Origin of the sequence: Beutenbergia cavernae DSM 12333, from assembly GCF_000023105.1 — a bacterium.
In the GTDB taxonomy this organism is placed as follows: domain Bacteria; phylum Actinomycetota; class Actinomycetes; order Actinomycetales; family Beutenbergiaceae; genus Beutenbergia; species Beutenbergia cavernae.
Window position 1 is genome coordinate 256309 of the sequence record NC_012669.1, and the last position, 13258, is coordinate 269566.

Below are 13258 nucleotides of genomic sequence, written 5' to 3' on the forward strand. Positions count from 1 at the left end.
CTCGGGCGGGGGAGGCGGGGCGACCGGCCGGTACGGAACCATGGGTGCGTGCCCGACCCCGATCTCGCGAGACCCGCGCCGCCGTCGTCCGGCGGTGACGGCGGCACCGGCGCGCGCGCGAGCGTCGTGGTCCGTGCGGGCGTCTACCTCGTGCTGGGCGGCGTGGTGGCCGCCGCGTACGCCGTGCTCGGGGTGGGGCTGTGGCAGCTCGTCGACGCCGCGCCCCAGGTGCCGCTCCCGATGACCGTGGCGATCGCCGTCGTCGCCGTACCGCTCGGCGCCCTCCCGCCGTTCCTCGCGCCGATCCGCGAGCTCGAGACCGCTGCCGCGCGATCGCTGCTGGGGGCCGGCGTCGACGACGTCCCCGCGCCGCCGGGAGGGCAGCTGCGCCCGGACGACCGTGCCCGCGCCGCGGCGTTCTTCGGCGCGCACCTCATCCTCGGCGGCGCGATCCTCGTCGGCCTGCTCGCCGGCCTGCCGACGGCGGTCGGGCTGCTCGGCGCCGCGCTCGGCGTCCCGTCCGACGGGATCCAGCTCGTGCCGGGCGAGAGCACGGCAGCGGCGCTCGGCCCGTGGGCGATCCCGGTGGCCCTCGCCATCCTCGTCGCCCTGCCCCTGGGGACGGCGCTCGCGGGCTCGATCATGCGTGCTCTCGCTCCGCCGTTGCTCGGTCCGGGGCCGGAGCAACGGGCGGCGGCGGAACGCGCGCGCATCGCCGCGCTCGCGGAGCGGAACCGGCTCGCGCGCGAGCTGCACGACAGCGTCGGGCACGCGCTCACCGTGACCACGCTGCAGGCGACGGCCGCCGAGCGCCTGCTCTCGCGCGACCCGGACGCCGTCCGCGAGGCGCTCCGCGCGATCCAGGACACGGGCCGGTCCGCCCTCGCGGACCTCGACCACGCGCTCGGCCTCCTGCGCTCCGACGACGCCGCCGCGCGGCCCGCCCGGGCGCCGGACCGCACGCTCGACGACCTGCCCCGGCTCGTCGCGGAGTCCGCCGCCGCCGGCCACACGCTGGGCGTCGACGGCGACGTCCCGCCCGGCCTGCCGGGCGTCGTCTCGCGCGAGGCGTACGCGATCGTCGCCGAGGCGGCCGTCAACGCGTGGCGGCACGGGTCCGGGCCGGCCCGCGTGCGCCTCGACGCCAGCGACAGCGTCCTCGGCCTCGAGATCGCGAACCCCGTGCCGACGACGTCGGGTGCCGGGCGTGCGGACCGGGCCGGGCGCGGCGTCGTCGGCATGCGGGAACGCGCGCACGTCGTCGGCGGCACGCTCGAGGCCGGCGCGTCGGACGCGCCCGACGGCGCGACCTGGGTCGTGCGCGCGAGACTTCCGTGGAGGAGAGCCGATGACTGAGCAGGTGCGGGTCGCCGTCGTCGACGACGAGCCGTTGGTGCGGGCGGGACTCGCGGCGATCGTGGACGCCGAGCCCGACCTCGGCGTCGTGGGCGAGGCGGGCGACGGCGCCGACGTGCGCGACCTGGTCGCGCGGACCCGGCCCGACGTCGTGCTCATGGACGTCCGGATGCCGGCGCTCGACGGGATCGCGGCCACGGCGGCCCTCACCCGCGACGCGGACGCCCCGCGCGTGCTGGTCGTCACCACGTTCGAGAACGACGACTACGTGCTCGACGCCCTGCGCGCCGGCGCGAGCGGGTTCCTGCTCAAGCGCGCCCACCCGGACCGCATCGTCGAGGCCATCCGGGTCGTCGCGCGCGGCGACGCCGTGCTGTTCCCGGAGGCGGTCCGGCGTCTCGTGGCGGCGTCGCCGGCGGGTGCGACGCCGTCGCCCGCCGACGGTCCGCACGGCGCAGCCATCGGCCGGCTCACGGAGCGGGAGGAGGAGGTGCTGCGGCTCGTCGCGGCCGGGATGACGAACGCGGAGATCGCCGCGCAGCTGTGGCTCGGCGTCGAGACGGTGAAGACCCACGTGGGCAACGTGCTCGCGAAGCTCGGGGCGCGCGACCGGCTGCAGGCGGCCATCGTCGCGTACGAGTCCGGGTTCGTCGTGCCCGGCGCCTAGGCTCGGTGCCATGGCCGACCCGGCGGTGCCGCAAGGGATCGAGGTGCGCCTCGCGCGCGACGACGAGCTCGAGCAGGTCGTGCGCCTGCGCTGGCGCTGGTCGAGCGAGCGCGGCACTCCCGTGGTGGCCGAGAGCGACCACGTGGCCGCCGCGGCGGCCTGGGCGCGTGAGCACCGCGACACCCACCTCCCGCACATCGCGCTCGATGACGGCGGCGTCGTCGTCGGCATGGCCTGGCTGGCGCTCACGCCCCGTGTGCCGGGCGTCGGGCAGCTGCAGCGCACGTCCGGCGACCTGCAGTCCTGCTACGTCGTGCCGGAGCGACGCGGCGCGGGGATCGGCGGTGCGCTGACGCGTGCGGTGCTGGCGACGGCGCTTGAGCGCGGCGCCGAGCACGTCACGGTGCACGCCTCGCCGTCGTCCGTGCGGATGTACGCGCGGCACGGGTTCGCCCACAGCGACCGGCTGCTGTGGGCGGAGGCCGCGATCGCGGAGGCCTGAGCCGCTGCCGCGCGGACGCCTCTAGGTCCGCTCCCCGCCATCCGTTACACTCGCTCCACCATCCAGAGCGGCCGAGAGTCCTGGCTCGACGACGCCGCAGCAACCCCCCAACGGAAGCCTCCCGAGGGGAAGGGTGCTAACGCCAGGTCCGATGGAGAGACCATGCAGGCACGTGCGTACCCGCATCGCCCGGCGAGGAGCCGGCGATGACGACGTCGACGCTGTACACCCCGGCACGCCCGACGATCTCGTTCGAGCTCTACCCGCCGCGCACGCCCGCCGGTGAGGAGCGCGCCTGGGAGACGGTCGAGGCGCTCGTCGGCGCGGATCCCGACTACTTCTCCGTGACGTACGGCGCGTCGGGCAGCACCGCGACGGCGTCGCAGTCGCTCGTGCGGCGCATCCTCACCGAGACGGACGTGCCCGCCGTCGCGCACCTCACCTGCGTCGGGCTGTCCCGTGAGCACGCGCGGGACGTCGTCGGGGGATTCCTCGACGACGGCGTCCGCGACTTCCTCGCCCTCCGCGGCGACCCGCCGGCGGGCAACCCCGACTGGAGACCGGCCCCTGGTGGCCTGGCGCGCGCGTGCGACCTCGTGGCGCTCATCCGCGACCTCGAGGACGAGCGGTTCGCCGGGAACGCGCACGCCGACGTCGCGAACCGCCTGTCGATCGCCGTCGCCGCGTACCCGGGGATGCAGGAGCACCCGGGGGCGGAGTTCCGCGTGCGCGACTGCGACCTGGAGGCGCTCGTCGCCAAGCAGCGGTGCGGCGCGGACTACGCGATCACGCAGGTCTTCTTCGACGTCCGGGCGTACACCGCCCTAGTGGACGCCGCCCGGGGCGCGGGCGTGCGGATCCCGCTCGTGCCCGGCGTCCTGCCCCTCACCGACCCCCGCCGGATCCGGCGGCTCTGCGAGCTCAACGCCATCCCGCTGCCCGCCGAGCTGCTCGCGCGACTCGACGCGGCCGACGACGAGGAGCGCGTCGCGATCGGGCTGACGGCGACGCTCGCGCTGGTGGCCGACCTGCTCGCCGCCGGCGCCCCCGGGATCCACCTGTACACGTTCAACCGCGCGGAGGCCTCCCTCGCCGTGCTCGAGCACGCCTTCGGTCGCGTGCCGGGCGCGGCCCGGCCCGGGTCGGCCGCTCCGCCGTCCCCCGATCACGCCGCACCACAGGCCCTCGTGGCCGCCCTTCCGAGACGAGGAAACGCATGACCCAGCACCTGTCCCAGCCCGAGTTCCCCGCCGCGACCGTCCTCGGCTACCCCCGGATCGGCCCGCACCGCGAGCTCAAGAAGGCCGTCGAGTCGTTCTGGGCCGGGCGCACCGACGCACATGCGCTCGAGGCGACGGCGTCGGACCTGCGCGCTCGGACCCGCTCGCACCTGGCAGCGCTCGGCCTCGGTGCCGACGACGCGTCGGTGCCGCTCGACTTCTCGTACTACGACCAGGTGCTCGACGCCGCGCTGGCGATCGGTGCCGTGCCCGAGCGGTTCACCGACCTCGTGGGCGACGACGGCACGGTGGACCTCGCCGGCTACTTCACCATCGCGCGCGGCGAGGGCGACCGGGCGCCGCTCGAGATGACGAAGTGGTTCGACTCGAACTACCACTACCTCGTGCCGGAGATCGGGCCGGCCACGCCGATCCGGTTCGTCGGCCGGCGGCGGGTCCAGGAGTTCACCGAGGCGCTGAACGCCGGGGTGCGCACGCGTCCCGTGCTCGTCGGACCCGTGACCTTCCTCCTCCTCAGCAAGGCGGCCGACGGCGCTCCCGCCGGCTTCTCGCCGCTCGACCGGCTGGACGACGTCGTCGCCGCCTATGCGGAGCTGCTCGCCGCGCTCGCGGCGGCCGGGGCGCCGTGGGTCCAGCTCGACGAGCCGGCGCTCACCTCCGACACGTGGGACGTGCCGCGCGACGAGGTGAAGGCGGCGGTGGCGCGTGCCTACGGGACGCTCGCTGCGCCGTCGTCCTCGCGGCCCGCGCTGTTCGTCGCGACGCCGTACGCGCGCCTCGGCTGCGCGATCCGCGAGCTCGCCGCGAGCGGTGTCGAGGCGATCGGCGTGGACCTCGTGCGGGGCTCCGCCCCGGACGAGGACGTCGCCGGGATCGAGAACGTGACCCTCGTCGGCGGCGTCGTCGACGGGCACAACATCTGGCGCACCGACCTCGACGCCGCCGCCGAGAAGCTCGCCGCGCTCGAGGGGGTGGGCGCCGCCCGGGTGACGACCTCGACATCGACGTCGTTGTTCCACGTGCCGCACACGCTCGACGACGAGCCGAACCTCGACCCGACGCTCAAGAGCTGGCTGGCGTTCGCCGACGAGAAGGTGGGCGAGGTCCTCGCTCTCGCCGCCGGTCCCGACGGCGCGCCGGAGGCGTTCGCGGCGTCCCGCGAGGTCCGCTCGACGCGGCCGACGACGGCCGGCGTGCGGCGTCCGGAGGTCCGCGAGCGGCTCGCGGCGCTCACCGAGGCCGACTTCCACCGCGCCGCGTACGACGCGCGGGTCGCTGCCCAGGACGCCGTTCTCGACCTCCCGCCGCTGCCGACGACGACGATCGGCTCGTTCCCGCAGACCGCCGAGATCCGCCGGGCGCGGGCCGCGCACCGACGCGGCGAGCTGACCGACGCGCAGTACGCGGAGGAGATGCGGGCCGAGATCGCGCGGGTCGTGACGCTGCAGGAGGAGCTGGGCCTCGACGTCCTCGTGCACGGCGAGCCCGAGCGCAACGACATGGTGCAGTACTTCGCGGAGCTGCTCGACGGGTTCGCGGTCACGGAGAACGGCTGGGTGCAGTCGTACGGGTCGCGGTGCACGCGGCCCTCGATCCTGTGGGGCGACGTGTCGCGGCCCGCGCCGATGACCGTGGAGTGGTCGGCGTACACGGCGTCGCTGACGTCGGCGCCGGTCAAGGGCATGCTCACCGGACCGGTGACGATCCTCGCGTGGTCGTTCGTGCGCGACGACCAGCCGCTCGGCGACACGGCCAACCAGGTGGCGCTGGCGCTGCGCGACGAGATCGCCGACCTGCAGGCCGCCGGGATCGGCATCATCCAGGTGGACGAGCCGGCGCTGCGAGAGCTCCTGCCGCTGCGGCGTGCGGACCAGCAGGCGTACCTCGACTGGTCGGTGCGCTCGTTCCGGCTGGCGACGTCCGGCGCGGTCGAGGCCACCCAGGTGCACACGCACCTGTGCTACTCGGAGTTCGGCGAGGTCATCGAGGCGATCGACGGGCTCGATGCCGACGTGACGTCGATCGAGGCGGCGCGGTCGCGGATGGAGATCCTGCCCGACATCGAGCGGTCCGGGTTCGCGCGCGGCATCGGCCCCGGCGTCTACGACATCCACTCGCCGCGCGTGCCGAGCCAGGCCGAGGTCACCGAGCTGCTGTCGGCGGCGCTCGGTTCCGTCGGGGCGCGCCGGCTCTGGGTGAACCCGGACTGCGGGCTCAAGACCCGCGGCTACGCCGAGACGGTGGACTCGCTGCGGAACATCGTCGCGGCGACGCGCGAGGTGCGGGCGGGCCTGGGCGTGCCGACGGCGTAGCCGCGGCAGGCGCCGTCGGCGGGCCTGGACGGGCGTCGACAAGGAGTGGGGTCGATCCGGGAGCAATGCGCTCCCGGATCGACCCCACTTCGCGTCGTAGCCCCGGAGGCAACGAGCGTGCCGTCGGCGAGCGGCGTCGTCGCCCCGTCGGCGGATGTCACACCCGGCTCGGCTCCGCGCGCGGAGTCTCGGCCGTCCGCACGCCGCGAGTCCCGCGCGAGCCGACGGCGCGCAACGCCCACAGGATCGAGACGACGTCGACCGCCTCCTGCAACCAGGCGCCGACGATCGCGGGCAGCACCCCGAACGCTGCGACGAGCATCAGCGCGACGCTCAGGCTGATCCCGAACCAGATGCTCTGGAGAGCGACGTCGACGGTCTCGCGGCCGACGGCGAGCGCACGGGCCACCCGGGAGATGTCGTCGCGCAGGATGACGACGTCGGCGGACTCGCTGGCCGCCGTCGAACCGCGCGCGCCCATCGCGATCCCGACGTCCGCCGTCGCGAGCACGGGTGCGTCGTTGACGCCGTCGCCGACCATGACGACGGGCCGCGGGGTCACGGCCCGCACCGCCGCGACCTTGTCGGCCGGGAGGCAGCCCGCCCGGACGTCGTCGATCGCGAGCTCGGCGGCCACGTGCTGTGCCGTCGCCTCCGCGTCCCCCGTGAGCATGAGGATGTGACGGATGCCCTGACGCCGCAGGTCGGCGATCGTGGCACGGGCGTTGGGTCGGACCTCGTCGCGCAGCACCAGCGCGCCCGTGTACGTGCGGTCCGCAGCCACGTACACGGCGAGCTCGCCGCTGGTCAGGGGCGTCGCGGCGATGTCGGAGCCGACGGCCTCGGCGACGAACGACCGTTTGCCGACGACGACGTCCCGTCCGTCGACGCGAGCCCTCACCCCTCCCGCCGTCACCTCGTCCGCGTGCTCGGCCGGCGAGCGTGCCAGGCCACGCCGCTGCGCGCCTGCGACGACCGACGCGGCCAGCGTGTGCGCGGAGTACTGCTCCGCCGACGCCGCGAGCCGCAGGACGTCGTCGGCCTCGAAGGCGTCGCTCGGGCGCACGTCCGTCAGGTCGGGGCGGCCCCAGGTCAGCGTTCCGGTCTTGTCGAACGCGACGGTCCGGGCGCGGTGGAACACCTCGAGCGTGGCGCTGCTCTTGACGATCACGCCTTCGCGCGCGGCACGGCTCATGCCGGCCATGAACGCGACCGGCGCCGCGATGATGAGCGGGCACGGTGTCGCGACGACGAGCACCTCCGCGAACCGCACCGCCTCGCCGGAGAGCCACCACGCCGTCCCGGCGATGCCGAGCGCGACGGCGGTGAAGGGTACGGCGAACCGGTCCGCGAGACGCACGACCCGAGACTTGCTCTCCGCGGCCTCCGCTACGAGAGCGACGATCTGCTGGAACTGGCTGTCCGCGGCGCTCCGCGTCGCCGCGATGGTGACGGCGCTCGATCCGTTGACGGCGCCGCTCAGAACCTCCTGGCCGACGGTGAGGTCCACCGGCAGGCTCTCGCCCGTCAGTGTCGACTCGTCGAACGTGCCCGACGGCGAGACGAGCGTCGCGTCGACCGGCACCGTCTCGTGCGGGCGGACCACGAGCCGGTCGCCCGGACGTACGTCGGCGATCGGGACGTCCTCGGTGGTGCCGTCCGGCCGGATCTGGTGACCGCGCTCAGGTGCGTGGGAGAGCAGTGACGTGAGGTCGCGGCGCGCCCGGTGGGCGGCATAGTCCTCGAGCGCCTCGCCGCCGGTGAGCATCAGGACGACCACGAGCGCTGCCCAGTACTCGCCGACGGCGACGGTGGCGCAGATCGCCGTCACGGCGAGAAGGTCGATGCCCAGCGTGCCGGCCATGAGGTCGCGGACCATGCCCCACGCGGAGCGGGCAGCGACGACGAGCGCGTAGCCGCCGAGCAGCCACGGCACGAGCTCGCGGGCCGGAGTGGCCATCATGACGGCGGCTGCTGCCGCGACGAGGAGGGTCCCGACGACCCACGGGTAGTGCCGAGCAGCGAGGACCAGCAAGCGCACAGCCCGTGTCTACCGGCGCGGCGACGCCTCGGCCACCGGGGTGCAGGGGTCGGATCGCCGGTGGCCGAGGCAGCTCGAGGTCGTCAGTCGGTGCTGAAGGACCCTTCCCACACGGCGCGGGTCCCGGACTCACCGGTCTGGACGGTCCGGAACACCGCGCCGGCGGGCACCGCCAGCGCCAGGACCAGCAGGACGACGGCGACCCACCGCGGGCCACCGCCGTCGCCGCCCCCGCTCTCGGCGTCCTCGCCTCGGGCTCCACGTGCGGCCCGCCGGGACCAGAGGTACTGCGCGATCGCGACGACGGCGAGCGCCGTCGACCACCACCACATGGTGCGCCCGAACCCGGCGTGCTCGACGGCGAGCGGCGCTCCGCCGACCCGCGGCAGCAGCCACTCGCCGGCGTTCGCCGTGACCGGGACGAGGATCGCCACCGCGATCGCGAGGAGCGGGGTCACGATGCCGAGCCGGCGTCGCGCGGCCGGCCACACCGCGGACACCGCCACGCACAGCGCCGCCAGAGGCAGCAGCACGATCACGGCGTGCACGAGGAGGACGTGCGCCGGCAACCCCGAGACCTCGGTCACGATGCCACCACCGCTCCGTCCGTCACCGTCACGGTGATCTCGGGCAGGGGTTCCTGCGCCGGGCCGCCCAGCACGGCTCCGTCCGCGAGCGCGAACGCCGAGCCGTGGCAGGGGCACGCGAGCTCGCCCTCGCCGGGTGCGACAGTGCAGCCCTGGTGCGTGCAGATCGCGCTGAACGCCTTGACCGTGCCCTCCTCGGGCTGCGTGAGCAGCGCCGGCTGGCCGGCGATCTCGACGCTGAGCGCGCCGCCGACCGGGACGTCGTCGAGCTGGGCGACGACGGCGCCCGCCGGGCTCTCGCCGCCCGGCTCGCTCGACTCGTCCGTCGGCCCCTCGCTCGAGGGCTCGTCGGCGGTGGGCTCCTCGGCACCGCTCGTCGAGGGATCCTCCCCCGGGGAGCCGCCGGAGCACGCCGCGAGGCACGCGGCGCCGACAGCCGCGATGCCGCTCGCGACGACGCCGCGCCGCGTCACGCAGAGATGGGTGTCTCGGAGCTCCTCGTGGTGCTCGAGCAGATCGGATCGTGCCGTGTCCATGCGTTCCTCCATGCCGCCTCATGGTCGCCCTCATGGTCGTGGACGTCACCCTAGGCACGGGGAAGGTGGCCGAACGGTTCAACGCTCCGCGCGATCGTCGTCCCGTCGCTCGAGCCATCCCGGCCACACCCGGGCGGCGTCGCGGCGGCGCAGCCGCCCGCCGAGGTGCATCGCGCGCCACACGCCGCGGTATCCGGGCAGCACCCCGGCCGCGATGAGGATGTGACCGAGCAGCACCGGGGTGATCACCCACGTCGACCACCGGTGCACCCGGTTGAACCAGACGAACGCCGGCCCGCCCGAGACCGCCCACAGTCCGACGCCGCTGACGATCAGCGCCAGGAGCAGGGCGAGCATGACGAGGTTGGCGATGCGCTGGCCGGGGTCGAAGTGCCCGTCGTGGCGGCCGAACCGGCCCGTGAGCACGGCCTTGGGCCAGCGCGCGAACCAGCCGAGGTCCGTGCGGCGGAACCGCACGGAGTCGGTCAGCAGGGTGCGCGCCGCACGCCACCCGAGCGTGACGCCGGCGGCCGCGATCGCGGCGAACGCCCACCCGGCCCACGTGTGGATCTCGGCGTCGGGCAGGCGCAGGAGCCGCGCCAGCACGCTCGGCCGACCCTCCTGGCCGAGCGTCAGCCACCACCCGGTGAGCAGCAGCACCAGCACGAGCACGTACACCCCGGCGTGCAGCCACCGGGTCCGGCGGTTGTTGCGCTCGACGGTCCCGACGAGGTCAGTACCCATCGCCCGTGTCGCCCGAGTCGCCGCCGGCCGTCTCGATCGTCACGGTGATCTCGTCCTCGGCGCCGGCGGCGGAGTGGTCGGCGTTGCGCAGCGACACGTTCATCGTGTGCTCGCCCTGCTCGAGGCCCTCCAGGGCGGGCGAGTCGGCCGTGATCTCGTGCTCCTCGCCGTTGCCGGACTCGATCACCTCGTAGGCGCTGTCGTCGCCGTCGAAGTACAGGTGGACGTGGTGGTTGCCGGACTCCGTCGTGCCGAGCTCCTCGCTCGAGGACACGACGAACGTGAACGGCGCGCTCAGGCTGTCGCCGTCCGCCGGCTCGATGATCTCGACCGTCGGGCCGTCCCCGCCCGCCGCCGGCTCCGCGCCGTCGTCCCCTCCGTCGCCGCCGCACCCGGCGAGCGTGAGGACGACGACGGCGGCCGCCGCCGCGAGAAGTCCCGGCCGGTGTGCGGGAAGTCTGGACAGTGTGCGCATCGTTCTCCTCCGATCGCTGCGCCGGTCCACCGAGGGGTGGCCCGACATCCCTGGCACGGACCCGGTGCGGGAGAGGTTCATCGCGGCGCCGATCGGACCCCGACGCAGGGTCGTCGTCCTCCCCCCGAGGCCGGGAGCGGAGGATGATGGGAGAACGCGACCTGAACCGCTCGGTCCCGGCCCCCGTGCTAGAGGTGGAGGTACGGCGATGGACGACGAGGCGTTGCTCATGCGTGCGCTGCACGACGCGCACGCACCGGCGCTGCGCCGGTACGTCGTCGCGCTCGGGGTCGAGGGGGGCGGAGTCGACGACGTGGTCCAGGAGACGCTCGTGCGTGCCTGGCGCAAGCCCGAGGTGCTCGACGAGACCCAGCGGTCCGCGCGGGCGTGGCTGTTCACCGTCGCCCGGCACCTCGTCATCGACGAGCACCGCACGGCACGTCGGCGGCACGAGCGACCGGCCTGGGACCCGCCGGACGTCGCCGTCGACGACGAGAGCGACCACCTGCTCGACCAGTGGCTCGTCGCCGACGCCCTGGCGGCGCTGACGCCGGAGCACCGGTCCGTCGTCGTCCGGGCGTACTACGGCGGATGGTCGGTGGCGCAGATCGCGTCCGCCGCCGGGATTCCCGCCGGCACGGTGAAGTCACGGCTGCACTACGGCCTCCGCGCGCTCCGGCTCGCGCTCCAGGAGAAGGGGGTGACCCGATGACCCCGACCGATCAGTACGCCGACTGGGACTCGGCCTACGTCCTCGGCGCCCTGGCGCCGGCCGAGCGGGACGAGTACGAACGCCACCTCGCCGGCTGCGCCGACTGCCGTGCCGCCGTCGGCGAGCTCGCCGGCCTGCCCGGGCTGCTCGGCGCTCTTCCCGCGGACGAGGCGCTCGCGCTCGTGGATCCCGACGACGCCGGCTCCGAGGACGCCGCTCGAGGGAGCGATGCCGCGCGACCCGCCGCGACCACCGGAGGAGCCGTCGCCTCACCGGGCCTCGGCCCCACGGTCCCACTCGGCCCGCTCGTGGAGCGGGTGCGGCGCGGACGACGGCGGCGCCGCCTCGCCGCCGTCGTCGGTGCGTGTGCAGGTGTCGCGGCTGTCGTCGCCCTGCTGCTCGCCGTCGTCGTGCCAGGGCTCCGCGCCCCGCAGGAGGTGGACGTCACGTTCGCGACGACGGCGCAGGCGCAGGGCGCGCCGTTGAGCGCGAGCGCACAGCTCGCCGCTCGCGACGGCGGCACCCGAATCTCCTCCACGTGCAGCTACGGCTCGTCCGGCTATGGCGACGTCGACGGCGGGGGACCGGCCCGCGTCTTCGGGCTGTACGTCACCGACGCCGACGGCGCCGTCGAGCAGGTGTCGTCGTGGACGGCGGCACCGGGCGACACGATCGAGGCGACGGGCTGGACGGACCTGCCGCTGGGCGCGATCGCCGAGCTCGACATCCGCGAGGTCGGTGCGCCCGACGCGCTCCTGCGTGCCCCGATGCCCTGAGTCACCCGCCGGACCGGGCTTGGCGCGGCATCGATCCGCGTCAGCCCGTGGGGGCGTCGTCGCGTCGCCGCTCCCACGGCGTCACCCAGCCGCCGGCGTCCCAGTGCTCCGCGGCGGCGCGCAACGGGTACGCCGTGGCCCCGTCGAGCGACTCCCGGACGATGTCCGCGTGCCCCGTGTGCTGCGCCGTCTCGGCGAGCAGGTGGACCAGGACGCGTCGCGCGGTCCACACCTCGCCCGGTGCGAACCACGGGTCGGGCGGCACGGGGACGATCAGGTCGAGATCGACGGCGGAGACCGTCGCCTCGGTCTCCGCGGCCACGTCCGCGTAGAACGCCAGGGCGCCCGCGAGCGTCTCGTCGTCGTCCAGCCGGAAGCCGCGCGCGTACGCGGCCCAGGCCTCGGTGCGGTCGCCGTCCTGGTCGAGCCTCGACGGGAGTCCGCGGGCCACGCGGTCCGCGTCGCGCACCCGGTCGCTCCAGTCCTGCTCGGTCAGGGCGACGTGCTTGACGAGGCCGCCCAGGCTGAGCGTGCTCGCCGACGGCGTCACGCGCACCTCGTCCTCGGTCAGGCCGAACGTGGCCGTGCGCAGCAGCTGTCGCTGCGCGGCGAGCGAGGTCAGGAGCAGCGTGCGCTCGTCCTCGGCGGTCCGGCTGGTGGGGGTCGTGGTGGTCATGGGCTCCTCCTCGGCTGGTGGCGTCGACGACGCTACGAGCGGTAGAGGACCGGTGGAGTCCGCTACCGCGACGAGGGCGACGTCGATCCCGGCCCGCGCTCCCCGGTGGTCCAGCCCCACACCTCGGCCTCCGCGATGAACGCCGACGACATCGGAGCGTCCTCGTCCACGTCGGGCCGCCCGGCGAGCCGGAGGCCGCCCACGGTGACCTCGGCCTCGCGGCACGGGATCCACACGGTCGACAGCACGTTCGGGGTGCCGCCGAGGTCGTACGCCTCCTTGCGCGTCAGCATGCGGTCGATGGGTCCCGTGATGGCGACGGCGACGTCGTCGCCCCCCGCCCGGAGGCCGATCGCCAGGTCCAGGTCGAACGTGACCTCCGCCTGCGTGTACTCCGGTGCGCTCCAGTCGATGCCGGCCGGCTGCCCGCCCAGGTGCTTGTTGAAGGGACTCGACCATCCAGCGCGCGAGGTCCGGGTCGGAGCCGATCACGCGGACCCGGCCGTCGGCGGCGAGCACGATCACGCGCCCCGTCCCGCCCTGCTCGGACCAGTCGACCCGCCACAGCGAGGCGTACGCGGACGGGCCGTCGTCGTCGAACAGCGTGACGCAGGGGTTGGCGCCGATCATCCG

14 protein-coding genes and 1 riboswitch are annotated in these 13258 nt (G+C 74.9%); of the genes, 7 read left to right on the plus strand and 7 right to left on the minus strand.

Features of this window, described 5'->3' with window-relative positions; all coding sequences use genetic code 11:
* Window positions 1-48: 48 nt before the first annotated feature.
* The 5 genes from BCAV_RS01180 to metE all read left to right on the plus strand — a co-directional run bounded on the left by BCAV_RS01180 (window position 49) and on the right by metE (window position 6078).
* On the plus strand, window positions 49-1356 hold the full coding sequence (locus BCAV_RS01180; protein ID WP_012725280.1) for a sensor histidine kinase: 1308 nt from the start codon (window positions 49-51) through the stop codon (window positions 1354-1356).
* Complete coding sequence (locus BCAV_RS01185; protein ID WP_012725281.1) at window positions 1349-2023, plus strand: response regulator; 675 nt, start codon at window positions 1349-1351, stop codon at window positions 2021-2023. Before BCAV_RS01180 ends, BCAV_RS01185 begins: the two co-directional genes overlap by 8 nt.
* A 10-nt stretch (window positions 2024-2033) precedes the next feature.
* On the plus strand, window positions 2034-2525 hold the full coding sequence (locus BCAV_RS01190) for a GNAT family N-acetyltransferase (protein WP_012725282.1): 492 nt from the start codon (window positions 2034-2036) through the stop codon (window positions 2523-2525).
* Window positions 2526-2580: 55 nt separating this feature from the next.
* Window positions 2581-2683: riboswitch (SAM riboswitch) on the plus strand.
* 48 nt (window positions 2684-2731) lie between these two features.
* Window positions 2732-3745: a methylenetetrahydrofolate reductase gene (locus BCAV_RS01195; RefSeq protein WP_012725283.1), complete on the plus strand. Its 1014-nt coding sequence runs from the start codon at window positions 2732-2734 to the stop codon at window positions 3743-3745.
* Window positions 3742-6078 carry a 5-methyltetrahydropteroyltriglutamate--homocysteine S-methyltransferase gene (gene metE / locus BCAV_RS01200; protein ID WP_012725284.1) on the plus strand — a complete coding sequence of 779 codons (2337 nt, stop codon included), beginning with the start codon at window positions 3742-3744 and terminating at the stop codon, window positions 6076-6078. The genes BCAV_RS01195 and metE overlap by 4 nt, the downstream gene beginning before the upstream one ends.
* 157 nt (window positions 6079-6235) lie before the next feature.
* Here metE and BCAV_RS01205 read toward each other — a convergent pair whose 3' ends face one another.
* From BCAV_RS01205 to BCAV_RS01225, 5 genes are all read right to left on the minus strand, one after another.
* A complete protein-coding gene (locus BCAV_RS01205; protein ID WP_012725285.1) occupies window positions 6236-8119 on the minus strand; it encodes a heavy metal translocating P-type ATPase in 1884 nt (627 codons plus the stop codon).
* A gap of 83 nt (window positions 8120-8202) precedes the next feature.
* A complete protein-coding gene (locus BCAV_RS01210; RefSeq protein ID WP_012725286.1) occupies window positions 8203-8706 on the minus strand; it encodes a DUF2231 domain-containing protein in 504 nt (167 codons plus the stop codon).
* Window positions 8703-9242 (minus strand): Rieske (2Fe-2S) protein, encoded by a 540-nt coding sequence (locus BCAV_RS01215; protein WP_012725287.1) that lies wholly within the window; start codon window positions 9240-9242, stop codon window positions 8703-8705. Before BCAV_RS01215 ends, BCAV_RS01210 begins: the two co-directional genes overlap by 4 nt.
* 78 nt (window positions 9243-9320) lie before the next feature.
* The gene (locus BCAV_RS01220) at window positions 9321-9986 is read right to left on the minus strand and encodes a cytochrome b/b6 domain-containing protein (RefSeq protein ID WP_012725288.1); all 666 of its coding nucleotides are present in this window, start codon (window positions 9984-9986) and stop codon (window positions 9321-9323) included.
* Window positions 9976-10461, minus strand: coding sequence for a hypothetical protein (locus tag BCAV_RS01225; protein WP_012725289.1), 486 nt, complete (start codon window positions 10459-10461; stop codon window positions 9976-9978). The genes BCAV_RS01220 and BCAV_RS01225 overlap by 11 nt, the downstream gene beginning before the upstream one ends.
* Before the next feature lie 208 nt (window positions 10462-10669).
* Between BCAV_RS01225 and BCAV_RS01230 the strand changes: the two genes are divergently transcribed.
* Together BCAV_RS01230 and BCAV_RS01235 are read left to right on the plus strand one after the other, a co-directional pair.
* Entirely contained in the window at window positions 10670-11173 is a 504-nt protein-coding gene (locus tag BCAV_RS01230) for a sigma-70 family RNA polymerase sigma factor (RefSeq protein ID WP_012725290.1), read from the plus strand.
* A complete protein-coding gene (locus BCAV_RS01235) occupies window positions 11170-11949 on the plus strand; it encodes an anti-sigma factor family protein (RefSeq protein ID WP_012725291.1) in 780 nt (259 codons plus the stop codon). The genes BCAV_RS01230 and BCAV_RS01235 overlap by 4 nt, the downstream gene beginning before the upstream one ends.
* A gap of 40 nt (window positions 11950-11989) precedes the next feature.
* Here the strand turns inward: BCAV_RS01235 and BCAV_RS01240 are convergent, their stop codons facing one another.
* Together BCAV_RS01240 and BCAV_RS01245 are read right to left on the minus strand one after the other, a co-directional pair.
* Window positions 11990-12625: a DinB family protein gene (locus tag BCAV_RS01240; protein WP_012725292.1), complete on the minus strand. Its 636-nt coding sequence runs from the start codon at window positions 12623-12625 to the stop codon at window positions 11990-11992.
* Window positions 12626-12687: 62 nt separating this feature from the next.
* On the minus strand, window positions 12688-12918 hold the full coding sequence (locus BCAV_RS01245; RefSeq protein ID WP_012725293.1) for a hypothetical protein: 231 nt from the start codon (window positions 12916-12918) through the stop codon (window positions 12688-12690).
* Window positions 12919-13258 lie beyond the last annotated feature (340 nt).